The sequence below is a fragment of the Nocardia sp. NPDC006044 genome, assembly GCF_042871115.1.
Taxonomy (GTDB): Bacteria; Actinomycetota; Actinomycetes; order Mycobacteriales; family Mycobacteriaceae; genus Nocardia.
Genome location: NZ_JBIAID010000004.1, coordinates 922651 through 941103 on the forward strand (window position 1 = coordinate 922651; position 18453 = coordinate 941103).

Annotated in this window: 11 protein-coding genes; 4 read left to right on the top strand and 7 right to left on the bottom strand. The window is 69.5% G+C overall.

Features of this window, described 5'->3' with window-relative positions; translation table 11 throughout:
- Positions 1-19 precede the first annotated feature (19 nt).
- From ACFYO1_RS35320 to ACFYO1_RS35335, 4 genes are all read left to right on the top strand, one after another.
- Positions 20-6337: a beta-ketoacyl synthase N-terminal-like domain-containing protein gene (locus ACFYO1_RS35320; protein WP_387241023.1), complete on the top strand. Its 6318-nt coding sequence runs from the start codon at positions 20-22 to the stop codon at positions 6335-6337.
- Positions 6334-8529 carry a beta-ketoacyl synthase gene (locus ACFYO1_RS35325; protein ID WP_387241026.1) on the top strand — a complete coding sequence of 732 codons (2196 nt, stop codon included), beginning with the start codon at positions 6334-6336 and terminating at the stop codon, positions 8527-8529. Before ACFYO1_RS35320 ends, ACFYO1_RS35325 begins: the two co-directional genes overlap by 4 nt.
- The gene (locus ACFYO1_RS35330; protein WP_387241029.1) at positions 8526-10106 is read left to right on the top strand and encodes a PfaD family polyunsaturated fatty acid/polyketide biosynthesis protein; all 1581 of its coding nucleotides are present in this window, start codon (positions 8526-8528) and stop codon (positions 10104-10106) included. The genes ACFYO1_RS35325 and ACFYO1_RS35330 overlap by 4 nt, the downstream gene beginning before the upstream one ends.
- A gap of 112 nt (positions 10107-10218) precedes the next feature.
- Complete coding sequence (locus ACFYO1_RS35335; protein ID WP_378720802.1) at positions 10219-11223, top strand: acyl-ACP desaturase; 1005 nt, start codon at positions 10219-10221, stop codon at positions 11221-11223.
- Positions 11224-11244: 21 nt separating this feature from the next.
- Here the strand turns inward: ACFYO1_RS35335 and ACFYO1_RS35340 are convergent, their stop codons facing one another.
- The 7 genes from ACFYO1_RS35340 to ACFYO1_RS35370 all read right to left on the bottom strand — a co-directional run bounded on the left by ACFYO1_RS35340 (position 11245) and on the right by ACFYO1_RS35370 (position 18446).
- Positions 11245-11967: a DUF998 domain-containing protein gene (locus tag ACFYO1_RS35340; RefSeq protein ID WP_387241032.1), complete on the bottom strand. Its 723-nt coding sequence runs from the start codon at positions 11965-11967 to the stop codon at positions 11245-11247.
- Complete coding sequence (locus tag ACFYO1_RS35345; RefSeq protein ID WP_387241035.1) at positions 11964-13136, bottom strand: lipase family protein; 1173 nt, start codon at positions 13134-13136, stop codon at positions 11964-11966. The genes ACFYO1_RS35340 and ACFYO1_RS35345 overlap by 4 nt, the downstream gene beginning before the upstream one ends.
- A gap of 138 nt (positions 13137-13274) precedes the next feature.
- Complete coding sequence (locus tag ACFYO1_RS35350; RefSeq protein WP_387241038.1) at positions 13275-14087, bottom strand: carbohydrate ABC transporter permease; 813 nt, start codon at positions 14085-14087, stop codon at positions 13275-13277.
- Entirely contained in the window at positions 14077-15036 is a 960-nt protein-coding gene (locus tag ACFYO1_RS35355; protein ID WP_387241041.1) for a carbohydrate ABC transporter permease, read from the bottom strand. The genes ACFYO1_RS35350 and ACFYO1_RS35355 overlap by 11 nt, the downstream gene beginning before the upstream one ends.
- 4 nt (positions 15037-15040) lie before the next feature.
- On the bottom strand, positions 15041-15901 hold the full coding sequence (locus tag ACFYO1_RS35360) for a metallophosphoesterase (RefSeq protein WP_387241044.1): 861 nt from the start codon (positions 15899-15901) through the stop codon (positions 15041-15043).
- Positions 15898-17271, bottom strand: coding sequence for an ABC transporter substrate-binding protein (locus ACFYO1_RS35365; protein ID WP_387241047.1), 1374 nt, complete (start codon positions 17269-17271; stop codon positions 15898-15900). Before ACFYO1_RS35365 ends, ACFYO1_RS35360 begins: the two co-directional genes overlap by 4 nt.
- 47 nt (positions 17272-17318) lie before the next feature.
- A complete protein-coding gene (locus ACFYO1_RS35370; protein ID WP_387241050.1) occupies positions 17319-18446 on the bottom strand; it encodes an ABC transporter ATP-binding protein in 1128 nt (375 codons plus the stop codon).
- Positions 18447-18453: the final 7 nt, after the last annotated feature.

Sequence of the window (18453 nt, forward strand, 5' to 3'; positions counted from 1 at the left end):
CGGTTCGAGAGGAACTTTCGTGACAGACGACAGACGCCTGGCGCGCAACCCGATCGCCATCGTCGGGATGTCCGGGCTGCTGCCCCACGCGCACAACCATCGTGAGTACTGGCAGAACATCGTCGACGGCGTGGACTGCACCACCGAGGTGCCCGCGTCCCGGTGGAGCCTCGACGACTACTTCGACGCCGATCCGGACGCCCCGGACAAGACGTACTCGCGTCGCGGCGCCTTCCTGCCCGACATCGAGTTCGATCCGCTGGAGTTCGGGTTGCCGCCGAACCAGCTCGAGGTCACCAGCACCATGCAGACGCTGAGCCTCGGCGTGGCCAGGGACCTGCTCATCGACGCCGGCGCGGTGGATTCCACCTGGTACGACCCCGGCCGCACCGGCGTGGTGCTGGGCACCACCGGACCGGTGCCGCTGATGCACCCGCTGGCCGCCCGGCTCTCCACGCCGGTGCTCAAGGAGGCGGCGCGCTCGGTCGGGCTGTCCGGCGCCGACGCGGACGCGATCGCGGACAGGTTCGTCGCCGCGTTCGCGCCGTGGGAGGCGAATTCGTTCCCCGGCCTACTGGCCAACATCACCGCTGGCCGGGTCGCGAACCGGCTGGGCCTCGGCGGCATCAACTGCACCGTCGACGCGGCCTGCGCGGCCTCGCTGGCCGCCTTGCGGACCGCGATCGCCGAGTTGCAGGACGGCCGGGCCGACATGATGATCACCGGCGGCGTGGACACCGAGAACACCATCTTCATCTATATGTGCTTCAGCAAGGTCGGGGCGCTGTCGTCGAGCGGGCAGATCAGCCCGTTCGCGTCGGACGCCAACGGCACCCTGCTGGGCGAGGGCATCACCATGCTCGCGCTGCGCAGGCTGGAAGACGCACGCCGGGACGGCAATCGGATCTACGCGGTGATCCGCGGCCTCGGCTCGTCCAGTGACGGCCGGGCCAAGAGCATCTACGCGCCGCGGGCCGGCGGTCAGCGGGTCGCCCTCGATCGGGCCTACGCCGACGCCGAGTGCTCGCCCGCCGATGTCGCGCTGATCGAGGCGCACGCCACGGGCACGCCGGTGGGGGACAAGACCGAGCTGACCGCGCTGAAATCGCTGCTCTCCGACGCGACTTCGGAGCCGCGGTTCGCGGCGCTCGGCAGCGTGAAGTCGCAGATCGGGCACACCAAGGGCGCCGCGGGCACCGCGAGCCTGATGAAGCTGGCGTTCGCGCTGCACCAGAAGGTGCTGCCCGGCACCATCAATGTGTCCGCGCCGAACGCGGAGATCGCCGCGGACGACGCGCCGTACTACGTGAATACCCGCACCCGTCCGTGGATCCGTGACCCGCAGCGCCCGGTGCGCCGGGCCGCGGCGTCGGCATTCGGCTTCGGCGGCACCAACTTTCACGTCGTGCTGGAAGAGGCCGGCTCGGCCCGCGATCAGCCGGTGCTGCACCGCACCGCGCGGGCACACCTCTGGCACGCGCCCGACGTCGCCGGTCTGGTGGACGCGGTGCGCAGCGTCGACGCGATCGACGGCGGCGACATTCCGGAAGGCCACGCGCGCATCGGATTCGTCTCGGTGGACGACGAGAACGCCGAGCATCTGCGCGGTCTCGCGGTCGACGAGTTGGTGCGCCGGCCGGACGCCGCGGCCTGGGATCACCCGGAGGGCGTGTACTTCCGCGCCGCCGCGCTGCCGGACCGCAAGGTGGGCGCGCTGTTCGCCGGGCAGGGCAGCCAGTACGTCGACATGGGACTGGATGCGGCACTGAACAATCCGGCGGTCGGCGCGGCGTTCGACGCGGCCAACGTCGCGTTCACGGGTGCGCCGGTGCGGGTGTCGTCGGTGGTCTTCCCGCCGCCCGCGTTCGACGAGCAGACCGCGCAGGAGCAGGAAACCGCTTTGCGCCGCACCGAATTCGCGCAGCCCGCGATCGGTGCGCTGGCGGCAGGACAATTCCGGGCGCTGACCGGATACGGCTTCCGGGCCGACGGCTACCTCGGGCACAGCTTCGGCGAACTGACCGCGCTGTGGGCCTCGGGCGCCATCGGCACCGCGGAGTTCTTCGAGCTGGCCAGGGCGCGCGGTGTGGCGATGACGCCGGAGCCGGGCGTCGAGGCGGGCACGATGGTCTCGCTCGGCGCCACCAGGGGGCTTGCCGAGGAGCTGCTCGACGACATAGACGATGTGTGGATCTGCAACCACAACGCCCCTGACCAGGTGGTTATCGGCGGTGGCATCGAGGGCGTCGCCGCGGTGGTGGCGCGCTGCGCGGAGCGGGACGTGCGCACCCGGGAGCTGCCGGTGTCCGGCGCGTTCCACACGCCCTATGTCGGGCACGCGGTGGCCGAGTTCGCGAAAGCGACTGCCGCGGTGTCGATCGGGGTTCCCGACGCGCCGGTCTATGCGAACACCCCCGGCGCGCACTACGGCAGCGACGTAGCCGCGAATCGGGACCTGATCACCGAACAGCTCAGCAAGCCGGTCGAATTCGCGTCGGCGCTGACGGCGATGCGAGATGCGGGCTGCACGGTGTTCGTGGAGTTCGGCCCGAAACAGGTGCTCACCTCGCTGGTGCGGCGCACCCTCGGCGACGATGTGGTCGCCATCGCCACCGACTCCGGGCCGATCGGCAACAGCGACCTGACCCTGGCGCGGGCCGCGGTCCGGCTGGCCGTGCTCGGCTTCGGCCTGCGCGGGATCAACGGTCACGCCGCTCCGGAAGCCGTGCGGCACCAGCCGACTCGGCCGATGACCGTGACGATGTCCGCCCCTGAATACGTGCCCGAGAGCCGTCGCGCGGCGTACGCCGCCGTGCTCGACGACGGCTACCGGGTGAGCCTGGCGGCTACCGCCTCTTCCCCGGTCGGCGCCGTGGTCGATCGCCTGCCCGAAACACCGGTCGTGGCCCCATCTTTCACCGAAGCAACGGAGACCACCGTGTATCAACCCGCTGATTCCTACGATCCCGGAGCGGACGCGCTCGACAGCGCGCTCGTGCAGCACTTGCAGACGCACCGCCAATTCCTCGACGGACAGCTGGACATGGCCCGCGGGCTGGCCGGTGTGCTCGGCAACGGGTCGCTGGACGACGCGATGGTCCGGGCGATCGAGGCGGTCAAGGACCACGGCGTCGCGATCAGCGAAAGCCACTCGCGGGCCAGCGATGTGCTCGCCCAATTGGCCGAGCTGGAAAGCGGTTTCGCGCCGGCCCAGCGGGCATCGGCCCCGCGCCGGGTGGAGTCGGCGCGGCAGCCTGCCCTCGAGCCGGCGCCGCAGCGGCGGCCGTTGGCCACGGCTTCGGTGGTCGAGCAGCGTCAGCCGGTCACGACCGTGGAACCTGTTGCGGCTCCAGTTGTTCCGGAGGTTCAGGCGGTTCCGGCGAACGGCAGCGGATCGCATCCGCAGGTGGCCGACGGTCAGGTGACGGCCGATACGCTGCGCCAGGCGTTGCAGGAGGTCGTCGCGGAGAAGACCGGTTACCCGGTCGAGATGGTCGATCCGTCGATGGACCTGGAAGCCGATCTCGGCGTCGACTCGATCAAGCGAGTCCAGGTCATCGGGGCGCTGCAAGAGCGTTTCCCGCACCTGCCGAACCTCGGCCCCGAGCAGCTGGGCACGCTGCGCACCCTCGACCAGATCGCGAGCCTCCTCGGCGAGACCGAGCTGAACGGAGCGTCAAACGTTCTGAACGGAGCGGATTCGTCTCCGAATGGCACGGTTCAGGCAGAAGGTGACGTGCCTACCGGCGACACCCTGCGCCGCGCTTTGCAGGAGGTCGTGGCGGAGAAGACGGGTTATCCGGTCGAGATGGTCGATCCGTCGATGGACCTCGAGGCCGACCTCGGCGTCGACTCGATCAAGCGGGTGCAGGTGATCGGCGCACTCCAGGAACGGTTTCCGGATCTACCGAGTCTCGGCCCGGAGCAGTTGGGCACGCTACGCACCCTCGATCAGATCGTCGACGAGCTGGCCACGTCGGTGGGTGGTGATGTCCACCCAAAAGCTGAGGCCGCGGCCGAAACGCCGCGGCACGCCGTCGAACTGATCACCCTGCCCGCCGTCGACCGGGCCGCCGCGCCCTACCGCGCCGACGCCGTGGTCGCGCTGCTGGACCTCGGCGGGGCGGCGGAGCCGGACTGTGCCGCACTCGAATCGGCGTTCGGCGCGCTGGGCTGGGTGGTGCATCGCCATCGCGGACCGGATCTGCCGGAGCTCGGCTCCGTGGATGTGTGCCTCGTCGTCGTCGGCGATGCGGCCGACTGGGATTCGGCACAGCAGCGCCTCGGCGCGACCATCCTGGCGGCGGGTCGAGCGGTGCCGCTGTTACGGAAAGTCGATGACCGGGCGAGCTTCGTCACGGTCACGCGCCTCGACGGCCATCTCGGCTTCGCGGGCACGGCAGACCCGGTGAGTGCGTTGCTCGGTGGCGTCGGTGGTGTGGTGAAAACGCTTGCCGCCGAACAGCCGTCGCTGTTCTGCCGGGCGCTGGACATCGCGCCGAACGCCACGCCGGAACGGCTGGCCGATCTCGTGACCGCCGAATTGTTCGACGCGGCACGGGACTCCGTCGAGGTCGGGATCGACGCGGCGGGAGAGCGGCGGACACTCGTCCCGAGCACGTATGCGCCTGCCGGCTCCGTAACCATCGTGCGTCCCGATGCAGAGCAGCAGCCGAGCCTGCTGACGGCAGCGGATGTTCTGCTGGTCACCGGCGGCGCGCGGGGCGTCACGGCGACGTGTGTGAAAGCGCTGGCGCAACGCGGCCAGGCCCGGTTCGTCCTGCTCGGTCGATCCGAGCTGACACCCGAACCCGACTGGGCGGCAGGCGTCCCCGACGTGGACCTCAAGCCCGCGGCGGTGCGCGCTCTGGCGAGCACCGGCATGAAGCCCCGGGAAATCGAGCGCGCTTGCTCCGGAGTGCTTGCGGCGCGGGAGATCCGGGCCACGCTCACCGAACTGGGTTCGCGGGCCGAGTATCTCGCGGTGGACGCCACCGACGAGAGCGCAGTGCGGACCGCGCTGGCACCGTGGCGCGACACCATCACCGGCGTCGTCCACGGCGCCGGAGTGCTGGCCGACTCGATGATCACGGACAAGACCGCCGAATCCATCGGACGCGTCCTGGAACCCAAGATCGCCGGACTGGCCGCCGTGCTCGCCGCCCTTGGCGACCTACGGCACCTGGTGCTGTTCACCTCGGTGGCGGGCCTGTTCGGCAACGCGGGCCAGGCCGACTACGCCGCCGCGAACGAGGCGCTGTCCCGGTTCGCGGTGAGCTGGGGGCGACACCATCCCGGCTGCCACGTCACCGCGATCGACTGGGGCGCCTGGGACGGCGGCATGGTGACGCCCGCGCTCCGCGGTCACTTCCAGGCTCGCGGCATCGCGCTGCTGGATCCGGAGATCGGGGCGGCCGCCTTCACCGAGCAGTTCACCGCGGATCGCCGTGCGGACACCGTTGTCCTCATCGGTCCCGCGAACGGACTGTCCGGCGACGCCGGAGTCGAACCGAGCGCTGTGTCCGCTCGACGGATATTGGCCGGGCTCACCGACGACCCGATCATCCAGGCCCATCGCATCGGCGAACACGTCGTGCTGCCCGCCACTTTCGGCCTCGGCGCGATGATCAATCTCGCCGAGCGGAGCCTGGCCGGTCGAACCGTGACCGGTGTCCGGGACTTCGAAGTGCTCAAGGGCATCGTGTTCGACCGCCCGATCGACGAGATCGAGCTCGAACTGATCCCCGGCACATCCGCCGACGGCGTGGCGGTGGTGGAAGCGAACATTCGCGGCGGCAGCATCCTGCACTTCCGTGCCACGCTGCTGCTCGGCGGCGGTACCGAGGACGCGCCGAGCAGGCCGATCCCCAGCGGATCGGCCGGCGACGCGAACATCTATCGCGATGCCATCCAGTTCCACGCGCCGGCCCTGCAAGGTCTGCGCCTGGTGCGGGCGGCCGCAGACGACGCGATCGTCTTCGAATGCTCGCTTCCGGCAGCACGAGTGGCGAACGGCGCGTACGCCGGCCGCCTGCACGATCCGGTCCTCGCCGACCTGATCCTGCAAGGGCCGCCGGTCCTCGGCTACCGCCTGCTCGGCGGCGCCTGCCTGCCCCTCGGGCTCGGCCGGGCGGACTACTACCGGCCGTTGCCTGCGGACGAGACATTCCTGCTCGTCGTGGACAACCCGCGCACGGGACGCGTCGACGCTCGCATCGACGCCACCGCGACCGCAACGGACGGCACAGTGCTGCAACGGTTCTCGGACGTCACCGTGGTGACGACGCCGGATCTGACAGAGAAGTTCCAGACCTCGGTGAGGCGGTGGATGGCATGACAGTGCTCGAGTTCGACGGAATCCCGTTCGACCCGATGGGTTCCGCGGTGGCGGCTGCCGCCCCGACGGATGCGGCCGACAACGGGGAGCACCCGAGCGCCGTGCAGAGTAGCGACACGGTGGCGCTGAGGTCCGAAAATAGCGGCGGGGCCTCCGATCCGGATCCGTCGGCTGAACCGGCGGCCACCGTGACGAAAGGCGGCCCGCAGTACCCGGACGGCTCGCCGAGTGGCGAACGACAAGGCGGTGATCAGGTGGCTCCGAGCTCCGGAAACGGCAGTATCGCCGCCGGTGGCGCCCTGGCAGCCGCATCGCCGCGCGTCGGTGCGGCACGAGTCGGCCACCCGCTCAGCGAGATTCGCTCCGGTGTGGTGACCGCACACCGGGCGGCATTGAGCGCGCAGCTCGCCTTGCAGCGGGCGGTCTGGCAGCGGACGCTGCGTGCGGCGACCGGTACCGGTCAGCCGGTCGCGGCAGTCGGCGAACAGACCGCCGGCAACGGCCCCGGTTTCGGCGGCGGCAACGTCGCCGCTGCCGAAATGGAGTGTGCGGCAGCCGAATCGGCGTTCAAGCCGCTGGCTCGCACTCGGCTCCGGCAGCTCGACCGAGCGGCCCTGCTGCGGCTTGCCGACGGTGACGTGGCCGGTGTGTTCGGTTCTCGGCATCAACGATTCGGCGTCACGTCGGTGGCTCGACTCGCCGCCGCCGGGCCTTTGGTGCTGACCGATGTCACGACGATCGAATTGCGCGGCGGCGTTGGAAAGGGCCGCGTGGTCGCGCACTTCGACGGCGACCCGCGCGCCGCCGCGGTGCAGGCCGCGGAGGTATTCGCGCTCTTCACCGGCATGCAGCTGTGCCTGTCGGGCAGCACACTCGACACCGCGCAGCTCAGCGGATCGGTCGCGGGCAGCGCCGCAACGGTGGAACTCATCGTCACCGACATCGACCTGGTGCCGAGGCCGCATGTCTCCGCGACCGCGCACTTCCCCGGCGCACAGGGGCAGGTGCAGGTGGCCGTCACGATCGCCGAACCGGCGGGCACCGGCGTCGGACCGGGCGAGGCCGCACCGTCGCTGCTGCTCAACGAATTCCACATGGCCCACCTCGCCCGCGGCGACCAGAGCATCGCCATGGGACCGGAATTCGCCGGATACACCGGCGTGCGCGCCACCCGGTTGCCCACCGGCGGCCTGCTGCTGGTCGACCGGGTCATCGAATTCGACGGCGCGCGTGGCCGATTGGACGGCGCGACCTACACCACCGAATACGACTCACCCGCCGACTCCTGGTACTACGGCGACACCGCCAACGAGTCCATGCCGCACTTCGTCTACATGGAAACCTCGCTCCAGGCGGCGCTGCTGATGGGCTACTACGCGGGACCGACGCTCACCCAGCCGGGCGTCACGCTCAGCCTGCGCAATCTCGGCGGCACTGCGACCGTGCTGCGCCAGATCGACCTGCGGGACAAGACGATCGAGCAGTCCTCCCGGCTGCTGTCGACCACGATTCTGCCCGGCTCGTCGCTGCAAACCTTCGACTACACACTGAGCGTGGACGGCGAACCGTTCTACACCGGCGAGACCATGTTCGGCTACTTCAGCGACGAGGCCCTGGCCAACCAGACCGGCCTCGACGCGGGCCGGGCGGCCCCGACCTGGCTGGACGAGCACGCGGACGCCCGGATCCGGACCATCGACGTGGCCGCGCGCCGCGCCGACCCGGCCGCCGAACTGTGCGCCCGCCACACCCTCGCGCTGATCGACCACATCGACGTGGTCGACGGCGGCGGGAAATACCAGGCGGGCTACCTGCATTCGCTGCGCGCGATCGACCCGTCGGACTGGTACTTCGACCGGCACTTCCACCTCGACCCGGTCATCCCGGGCTCGCTGGGCGTGGAGTCGGTCATCCACGCGGTGCAGGAGTGGATGCTCGACGCGGGATTCGCTGACTCCCTTGCGGATCCGGTCTTCCGCATCCCCGCCGACCTGCCGTTCAGCTGGCGTTACCGCGGCCAGTTCCTGCCCACCGACGGCACCGTGGAACTGGACGCGCACATCAAGGAGATCCGGCGCGGCCCGCACGGCGTCACCGTCATCGTGGACGGTTCGCTGTGGAAACCCGGCCTGCGCATCTACGAACTCACCGACCTCGCGGTCGAACTCGTCGAGCGAGAGGACCGCCGATGACCACCGCGCAGACGAGTGCCGTCGCGCAGACGGCCGAAGACATCACCGCCGTGCTCCTCGACGTGCGGCAACCGGCCTGGATCGTCCGCCACGACGGCCGGGTCGGCGTGACCTCCGACGCGGGCGTCGCCGCCCGCGCGCAGGTGCTCACCGCGGTCGCCCCGCTGCCGCCGGAACTACTCGGCGACAAGCAGTTCCACGTCGCCCACGGCGTGCGGGCCGCGTACGCGGCGGGGGCGATGGCCAACGGGATCGCCTCCCCGGCCCTGGTGTCGGCGATGGCGCGGGCGGGCTACCTCGCCTCGTATGGCGCCGCGGGTGTCACGCCCACGGTGGTGGACGCGGCGCTGGCCGAGCTCAGCGCGGCGCTGCCCGGAAAGCCGTTCGCCTGCAACCTGATCCACAGCCCGTCCGAACCGGCGCTGGAGCGCGCCATCGTCGATTCCTGCCTGCGTCATCAGGTGCGCTGCGTGGAGGCCTCGGCCTTCATGGGTCTCACCGCCGAGGTCGTCCGATACCGGGTCGCCGGCCTCGGCGTCGACCGGCACGGGCAGATCGAGGTGCGAAACCGGTTGATCGCCAAGGTTTCCCGGGTCGAGGTGGCCGAGCCGTTTCTGCGACCGGCCCCCGCGAATCTGCTGCGTCAGCTGGTCGCCTCCGGTGACGTCACCGCCGAACAGGCGCGCCTGGCCGAGCAGGTGCCGATGGCCGACGACATCACCGCGGAGGCGGACTCCGGCGGTCACACCGACCGCAGGCCGCTGCTGGTGCTGCTGCCCGAACTCATCGCCGCGCGCGATCGCAGCCCGCTGCCCGCCGCGGCCGCCGTACGCATCGGCGCAGCAGGCGGCATCGGCACACCGGCGGCCGCCGCCGCGGCGTTCGCGCTGGGCGCCGCCTACGTGGTGACCGGCTCGATCAACCAGGCGACTCGGGAGGCCGCCCAGTGCGACACCACCAAACAACTCCTGGCCAGGGCGGATTTCGCCGACTGCACGATGGCGCCGTCCTCGGACATGTTCGAACTCGGTGTGCAGGTCCAGGTGCTGCGCCGCGGCACCATGTTCGCGGCCCGCGCGCAACGCCTCTACGACACCTATCGCGCGTACGCCGGGCTCGAGGATATCCCGGCCGACCTGCGCCGCGACCTGGAGGCCACGCTGTTCCGGCGCCCGCTGGACGCGGTATGGCAGGACTGCGTCGGCTACTTCACCGAGCGCGATCCGGGCCAGCTGGTCGGCGCGGCCGAGGACCCGAAACGCCGGATGGCCCTGGTTTTCCGGTGGTATCTGGGGCTGTCGTCCGGGTGGAGCATCCGCGGCGAGGCCGATCGGACCGCCGACTACCAGGTGTGGACCGGGCCCGCGATGGGCGGTTTCAACAGCTGGGTCAGCGGGACTTACCTGGCCGCGCTCAGCAATCGGCACGTCGCCGATATCGCCGATCAGCTGATGCTCGGCGCCGCCTATCTCACCCGGATCGCCCAGCTCCGCACCGCGGGCGCGCGGCTGCCGGCCGGCTGCGCCCGCTTCGTTCCGCGACCGCTCGGCGCTGCCACCAGTTCTGGGGGCAGCTGATCGGCCGGTTGAATTGCCACCTACGGATCCGTAGGCTCGCGGAGGTTGTCGCGCTGGCGGTCGTGTTCGGTCCCCGCGCAAAGTGAGCCAAAAAGTCTGAGGGGTAACGCAAATGGGCCGACTTCTGACCCAGCTCGAGCTGCTCACCGAGCTGGAACCGGTGGCGGCGGACAACGTCAACCGGCACCTGTCGATGGCGAAGGCCTGGCATCCGCACGACTACGTGCCGTGGGACGAGGGCCGCAATTTCGCCGCGATGGGCGGCGTCGACTGGGACCCCAGCCAGTCGCAGCTGTCCGACGTCGCCAAGGCCGCGATGATCACCAACCTGCTCACCGAGGACAATCTGCCCTCCTACCACCGGGTGATCGCGGAGAACTTCTCCCAGGACGGCGCGTGGGGCACCTGGGTCGGCCGCTGGACCGCCGAGGAGAACCGGCACGGCATCGTGATGCGCGACTACCTGGTGGTGACCCGCGGCGTCGACCCGGTCGAGCTGGAGAACGCCAGGATGATCGCGATGACCACGGGCTTCGACCCGCTGGCCGTGGCGAAGTACGGCACCGTCGATCCGAGCGAGGTGCCCGATACCGGATTCCTGCTCGGCGTCGCCTACGTGACCTTCCAGGAGCTGGCCACCCGCCTGAGCCACCGCAACACCGGCCGGGTGTGCAACGACGCCGTCGCCGACAAGATGCTGCAGCGCATCGCCGCCGACGAGAACCTGCACATGATCTTCTACCGCAACATGTGCGGCGCGGCGCTGGATCTGGCGCCCGACCAGGCCATCGAGGCGATCGCCCTGGTCCTGATGAATTTCCAGATGCCGGGCGCGGAGAACCCGAACTTCCGCCGCTACGGCACCCTGATGGCCAAGCACGGCATCTACGACATGCGCCAGCACCTCGAGGACGTGGTGATGCCGGTGCTGCGCATCTGGAAGATCTTCGAGCGCACCGACTTCACCGCGGCCGGCGAGCAGACGCGGGAGAAGCTCGCCGACTATCTGGCGAAGTACGAACGCGACATGCTCAAGTTCGAGGAGCGCCGCGACCGCATCGCCGCCCGCCAGGCCACCAAGCGCGACTCCGCCCCGCTCACCACCACGCTGCGCTGATCGACCGCCCGGGGCAAGCGCTCACGCCTCGGCCGCTCGGCGGGACCGGGTGGTTTCGTTGCCCCGGAGCTGAATTTGGGGCAACGCGAAGAAAAGCACGACGCCGGTGACGATTCGCCAGACCACGAACGGATCGATGGCGAGGCGTTCGGCGGTGCCCGCGCCGAGGCCGAGGTGGTCCGGAGCGAGGCTGGCGATCATCCCGAAGACGGTGATCGCGATCAGCGCGAGAGTCGTTGCGGTATAGGCGCGATGGGCGCGGTAGAGGCTGGCGATGATGATCATGATCGCCAGCCCGGAAAGCAGTTCCAGGTAGGCGCCGGCGGGGTGCAGGACGGCGCGCAGGCGATCACCGCCGGGAACTTCGCCCGCGCTGCCGGGGAACGCGCCGACCAGGACGATGCCGAGGCAGTTGATCAACGCCAGGTAGGGGATCGACTGTGCGGCGCGGGTTTTCGGCAGCATCGGGCCGAGGAGCAGGGCGGCGGCCAGCACCAGGACGCCGAGCAGAATGAACTCGGCGGACATCAGCGCGTGCCACGGCGAACAGATGTAGCGCGGGGTGCTCGCGCCGTATTGCGCCATGTCGCCGAAACATTCGGGCACGCCGAGGTCGCTGATCATGTTCGCGGACCAGCTGTAGGGGTTCGCGTCGCTCCAGCGGCCGCCGACGACCAGTTCGGCGATGTAGTAGCTGATCGTCAGGAACAGCAGCGCCGCACCGGCTTTCGGGCGGGCGGTCATGCGCGGCAGGTGGTCGGCGGGACGGGCAGACCGGCGAATCGGTCGTTGATCCACGCGGTGACCAGATCGCCGCGGGCGCGCCAGGCCTCGTGCCCGCCGGGCAGCACATGGTCGACCAGGTTGATGCCGAGGCGGCACATATCGGCGACGGCCTGGTTGCCCCACGCGGTGTTGACCAGGTCGTCGCTGTCGCCGCGGGAGAGGAAGGTCGGGATGTCGGTTGCCAACTTGGGCAGGTTACCGGCGGTTTCGTAGTCGGCGAGCAGGCCCTTCGCCGTGTCGTCGACGAACTGCGCGGCGGCCGGCGTCGCGGCCTGGCCGACGGCGAAGTCCCGCAACGTCGACTGGCCGGTGCACAGGCCCTCCAGCCGGGGCGCGGCCGCGAGCAGCGGGCCGTGCAGGACCTTGTCGTAGGAATAGTCCGGGTGGTCGTAGCGGACGGCGGCGACCAGGTAGGGCAGCAGCAGGTACTGGCCGACGGTCAGGGTGTTCGTCTCCGCGGCCTTGGCGAGTTCGCTGCGCAGCGCGGGCGAGAGCAGCACATTGCCGAGAATCTTCAGCTCGGGCGCATAGGTCGCGGCGGTCTCGGCCGCGGACTCGGTGGCCCGCCCGCCCTGCGACAACCCGACGAGCACAACGTCTTTGGTCACCGGAAGGTCGAGTTGGCGCACCGCGCGCACGGAGTCGAGCACGTCGTAGCCCGAGGACTCGGCTTGCAGATACGGCGCGGAACCGGGGCCGTCGAGCCCCTGATAGTTGGTCATCACCACGGCCTTGTGCGCGTCCAGGAGGTTCGCCACTGTGACGTCGTTGCCGAACAGTTCGGGCGAGCTGGTCGGCGCGCACTCGGTGGCGACCCCGGAGGTGCCGTGCCCGTAGGCGACCAGCGGCCAACCCCCTTCCGGCGCGGTGCCTTTCGGCAAGTACACCGCACCGGAGACCTCGATGGGCGCTTTGTCCGGTGCGGTGGAGACGTACCGGATGTAGGTCGCCGAACCGGCGGACGCGGAGATCTTCGCACCGCCGTTGGTCAGCGGTCGCTGCGAAAGCAGCGTGCCCGGCTTGGGCGGCGGCTCGGCGGCGGTGTCCGAGGAAGACCCGCAACTCGCGGCGGCCAGCGCCGCCGCGGCGGCCAGGGAAACCCACGTCAGTGCCCTCTTCGGACGCACGATCCATTCGCTCCTTCGACTCCGCCGCGTACCGTCAGCTGTCCCCGCAAGATCAGGATGTCCGGTGATCGCGGTCTCCGCACCGCCGAGTGAGCGGAATCTCAGTTTGGGTACCGATTCGTAACCGACGGCCTGAAACTACTTAAGTCCCGACCGCACGAACGCGTTCACGATATGGCGTTGCAACAGCAGATACATCACCAGGACCGGCAGGCAGGCCAGGCTCGCCAGCGCCATCATCGGCCCCCACTGATCGCCCTCGGTGCCCATGAAGCTGCGCAGCCCGAGCTGGAGCACGCTGTTGGACTGCCGCAGCACCACCGCGGGCCAGAAATATTCGTTCCATGCATTGATGAACAGCAGAATGCCCAGCGCGGCCAGCGCGGGGCGCAGGTTCGGCACGACCACGGTCCACAGGATCGACCACGACGAGCGGCCGTCGATCTTGGCGGCGGCGACCAGCTCCTTGGGGAAGCTCGCCATGTGCTGACGCAGCAGCAGCACCGCGAGCGCCGAGCACAGCGTGGGCAGCACGACGCCGATCAGCGAGTTGATCAGGCCGAGCTGGGTGAGCAGCACATAGTTCGGCAGCATGGTCACTTGGAACGGCACCAGCCAGGTGCCGACGAACGCCAGGTACAGGACCTTCTGGAACGGGAACGTGTACATCGCGAACGCGTAGGACGCCAGCAGCGCGACGAGCAGCTGCCCGATCGCGGACAGCGCCGCGATGACGAAGGTGTTGCCGATCAGCCCGGCCACGTCGACCTTCGCGGCGGCGTCGGTGTAGTTGGCGAACGAGATCGGCCACGGGATCGGCGACAGCGAGGTGATGTCCTCGGGCCGGCGCAGCGAGGTGGCGAACAGCCAGTAGATCGGGAAGATGCACACTATCGCGGTCACCGCGAGCAGCACGTGGCTGCCCGCGGTCCGTAGGCGATCAATCATCATGGAAGGCCACCTTTTCCGAGATCCACACCAGGATCCCGGCGATCACGCCGAATCCGGCGAACAACAGCACTCCGGCCGCCGCGCTGAGCCCGGCGTCGAAGCTGTGGAAGGCGTAATCCCACAGCAGGTAATAGATATTCGTGGTGGCCTGCGCGGGACCGCCCTGCGTCATCGAGTCGATGAGCGGGAAAGTCAGGACGGGACTGAGCAATACGGTGGTCAGCACGAGGAACATCACCGTGGGGGACAGCAGCGGCAGGGTGATCCAGCGCCGGATCTGGCCCGGACTCGCGCCGTCGACCCGGGCCGCCTCGTGGTAATCCCCACTGATACCGGCCAATCCGGCCCACACCACCAGCACGGAGAACCCGAGCAGCTGCCAGCCGGTGATCGCGATGATCACCAGGTGCGCGGTGCCCGCGTCGTAGACCCAGTTGCGGTCCGAGCCGATCAGCTGGTCGACGAACCCGCTGCCGGGATGCAACAGCCAGCGCCAGACCGCCGCTGCCGCAACCGGAGCCACCAGGAACGGCACGAAGATGAACGCCTGATAGATCGTCCGGGCCCGGCCCTGGACTCGCTTGCTCGCCAACGCGATCAGCACCGGAAGGAGCACGGTGAACGGCAGCATGCCCAGGATCAGCGCGCCGGTGCGCCCGATCGAGTGCCAGAAGGCGGGCAGGTCCAGCAGCCGCTCGTAATTGCCCGTGCCGACCGGCTTCATCGGCGAGGTCGGCAGCAGATTCCATGAGTAGGTGGACAATTCGAACGCCTGCACCAGCGGCCGATAGGTCCAGACGACGAGCAGGAACAGCGCGGGCGCCAGATACAGGTACGGCACCACGAACCGCCCCGCCCGGCGGAACCGGGCGAGGCGGTGCGGCGGCGCCGGGGTAGCGGCCGGTTCGGCGACTTCCGCAGCGGCGCGCGGGGTTTCGATGACGAACATCGACCTACCCGGTCTCGGCCGCGGCCAACGCGGCGAGCTGATCGAGCACGTCCTGTTCCGTTCTGTCGTAAACGGTTTCGGCGGGCGTCGCCTCGATCGCGGTGGCCACCAGATTCGAGCCGAGCAGATCGATGCGGCTGTAACCGAAGCCGACCAGCCCGCGGTGCCGCCCGACCGGCGCGATCGGATCGATCCGGTAGGACAGCGCCGGTCCGATCCAGACCGGGATGCCGCCGAGCACGGACGCACCGGTCAGGTGGTTGTGCCCGCAGATGATCAGCCGCACATCGGATCCCGCGAGCACCTCCTCCAGCAGCCCGGGCTGTTCGAGCTTGAGGTACTCGGTGGTCGCGATCGGCGACGGGATCGGCGGATGGTGCAGCACGAGCAGCGTGCCGTGCCGCGCGGGCGTGCGCAGCTCGGCGGCCAGCCAGTCGAGCTGTTCCGGTTCCAGCCTGCCGTCGTGCCGGCCGGGGGTGGTGCTGTCCAGCGCGATGATCCGCAACCCGGCCACGTCGGTGACGCTGTCGTGGGTGACGTCGGGATCGGCTGCGGCGGTATCGGTTCCGAGCAGCTCGGCGCCGAACGCCGCGCGCTCGTCGTGATTGCCCATGACGTACACCGGCTGCGCGCCGAGATCCGCGGCCACCGGCTCGACCGCGTCGCGCAGTCGCCGGTACGCCTCGGGCGAGCCGTTGTCGGTCAGGTCCCCGGACAGCACCAGCGCGTCGATCCGCTGACCCGAGGCCCGGAGTTGTTGCAGCACATGGGTGAGGTTCTCGTAGGTGTCGACCTTGCCGTGCACCCGTTCACCGGCGGGCCGGATGTGGGTGTCGGTCAGCTGGACGACCGTGACCCCGCTCATGACGCGGGCAGCAGTTTGGCGCCCTGCTCCTTGGCGGCGGTCAAGGTGGACTGCGGATCCTTGCCCTGGAACACGATCGCCTCCACCGCGTCCATCATGCCGTCGCGGATCTGGAGGTAGTTGGTGCCGGGCATGGAGATCCACGGCTCCATGGTCGCCAGCTGCGCGACGTTCGGCTGCAACAGCGGGTTCTTCGCCGACCAATCCTTCAGTCCGGCAGGGTCATCCATCAAGCCCGTGCGCAGCGGCAGGTAGCCGATGCCCTGGGAGATCTTGGTGTAGGCGTCTTCACTGGTGAGGAACTTGATCAGCTCCCAGGATGCGCGCTGCTTGGCCGGGTCGTTGGACAGGATGTGCAGCGACGCACCGGAATTCGTCGGCACCGTCGGCTTGCCGGTGAAGCTGGGCATGGGCGCGGCGCGCAGGTCCCACTTGTCCTTGGCGCCGGTGGTGAAGGTGCCCTGGATCGCGCTGGTCTCCAGGATCATGCCGATATCGCCGCGGGCGAAGGCCTCGTAGCCCTGCTTCTGGTTGAGCTTGGGCATGCTGCCCGACTCGACCAGCTGCTGTTGCTGCCGCGTCACCTCGACCACGGGCGCGTCGGCGAAGGTCAGCGACCTGCGATCCTCGGCGATGACCCGGCCGCCGTTGGACCGGACCAGCGACTGGAAGCACCAGTCCTTGGCGGTCTTGGTCAGGCAGTCGACGTAGACGCCGCCCTTGCCGGTCTTACCGGTGATCGCGGCGGCGGCCTCGGCGACCTGCTGCCAGGTGCTCGGCGGCTTGGCCGGATCCAGCCCGGCCTCGGTGAACAGCGAGGCGTTGAAATAGAGCACCGGAGTGGAGAATACGAAGGGCACGCCGTAGGTGTGGCCGTCCCAATCGGCGAGGGTGCGGGCCTTCGGGGCGTACGGGTACTTGGCGCCGTCGAAGTTGCGCTGCACCTCCTGCTTGGAGACCAGCGTGTCCAGCGGCTTGGCGCCCAGCTGATGGACGGTGTAGTCCAGGTCGCTGAAGCCGAGCTGGGCGACGTCCGGCGGGGTGCCCGCGACGGTCTGGTTCTGGATGCTGGAGATGGTGTCGGTGGCCGGGTTCGGGCTGTTGCCCTGCGGCTTCTGCGCGGTCACCGTGATATTCGGGAACTTCTTGCGGAAGTCGCCGATGAGCGTGTTGAAGGTATCGGTCCACGCGCCGGCGAGTCCGTAGTTGTAGGACTCGAACACGATGGCCACGTGCTGATCCGGGGTCAGGTCCGGGATCTGCGCGGTGCCGGAGTTCGAGTCTGTGCTGGTGCTCCCGAGTCCGCCGCAAGCGCTGAGCGCGACGGTGGTTGCGAACACCATGCCCAAGATGGGCGCGGTGCGGTTCACGGTGTTCTCCTCATTGATTCGGTGATGTCGGACGGCGTTGTCACGAGTCAGGCGACGGCGGCGACGTCGTCGGCGCGCTGCGCATCCGGTTGCGGCTCTTGCCAGGTCATGCGCAAGCCGGATTCGGGGTCGAACAGGTGGATGTGGGCGGGATCGACGCGCAGCCCGATGCTGTCGCCGGCCTGGACGCCCGCGGGGCGTGCGGCGCGGGCGCAGAGGGTGTGCGCGCCGGTGGTGAAGTGGATCAGTTCCTCGCTGCCGAGGTTCTCCACCATGCGCACCTCGCCGCGCAGGTCGGCGGCGGTCTCGTCGAGGCGCAGTCGTTCGGGGCGGATACCGGCGACGACCTCGACTGTGCTGGTGAAATCCGCTGCGGTGATGGCTAATTCGACGTCGATGCCGTCGGCTACCAGGAACAGCCTGCCGTCGCGTTCGGTGACGGTGCCGGGGAACAGGTTCATCGGCGGAGCGCCGAGGAAGCCGGCCACGAAGGTGGAGCGCGGCCGGTCGTACAGCTCGGTCGGGGTGCCGACCTGCTCCACCCGGCCCTCGTTGAGCAGCGCGATCCGGTCGGCCATGGTCATCGCCTCGACCTGGTCGTGGGTGACGTACAGGAACGTCGCCCCCAGCCTGCGGTGCAGCGCGATCAGCTCGGCGCGGGTCGCGCTGCGCAGCTTGGCGTCCAGATTGGACAGCGGCTCGTCCATCAGGAACGCGCCGGGATCGCGAACCATGGCGCGGGCCAGCGCGACTCGCTGCCGCTGACCGCCCGACAGGGCGCCCGGCTTGCGCCGCAGCAGCTCGCCGAGCCCGAGGATCGCGGCCACCTCGGCCACCCGCTCGGTGATCTTCGCGCGCGGAGTGTGCCTGGCGCGCAACGGGAAACCGATGTTCTTCGCCACGGTCAGGTGCGGGTAGAGCGCGTAGCTCTGGAACACCATCGCCAGATCGCGCTGCTGCGGCGCGCGATGGGTGATGTCGTTGTCGTCCAGCCGGATCACGCCGCCGGTCGGATCCTCCAGGCCGGCGATCATCCGCAGCAGCGTGGACTTGCCGCAGCCGCTGGGGCCCAGGAGCACCAGGAACTCGCCGTCGGCGATGTCGAGGCTCACCTCACGCACCGCGTAGGTCGCGCCGAATTGCTTCGACACCCGGTCAATTCGCAGTCTTGCCACCAGTTCT

What these genes read in the sequence shown, in the direction of transcription:
- ACFYO1_RS35325 (WP_387241026.1), top strand. Translation starts at nt 6,334, where the DNA reads ATGACAGTGCTCGAGTTCGACGGAATCCCGTTCGACCCGATGGGTTCC.
- ACFYO1_RS35330 (WP_387241029.1), top strand. Translation starts at nt 8,526, where the DNA reads ATGACCACCGCGCAGACGAGTGCCGTCGCGCAGACGGCCGAAGACATC.
- ACFYO1_RS35335 (WP_378720802.1), top strand. Translation starts at nt 10,219, where the DNA reads ATGGGCCGACTTCTGACCCAGCTCGAGCTGCTCACCGAGCTGGAACCG.
- ACFYO1_RS35340 (WP_387241032.1), bottom strand. Translation starts at nt 11,967, where the DNA reads ATGACCGCCCGCCCGAAAGCCGGTGCGGCGCTGCTGTTCCTGACGATC.
- ACFYO1_RS35350 (WP_387241038.1), bottom strand. Translation starts at nt 14,087, where the DNA reads ATGATGATTGATCGCCTACGGACCGCGGGCAGCCACGTGCTGCTCGCG.
- ACFYO1_RS35355 (WP_387241041.1), bottom strand. Translation starts at nt 15,036, where the DNA reads ATGTTCGTCATCGAAACCCCGCGCGCCGCTGCGGAAGTCGCCGAACCG.
- ACFYO1_RS35360 (WP_387241044.1), bottom strand. Translation starts at nt 15,901, where the DNA reads ATGAGCGGGGTCACGGTCGTCCAGCTGACCGACACCCACATCCGGCCC.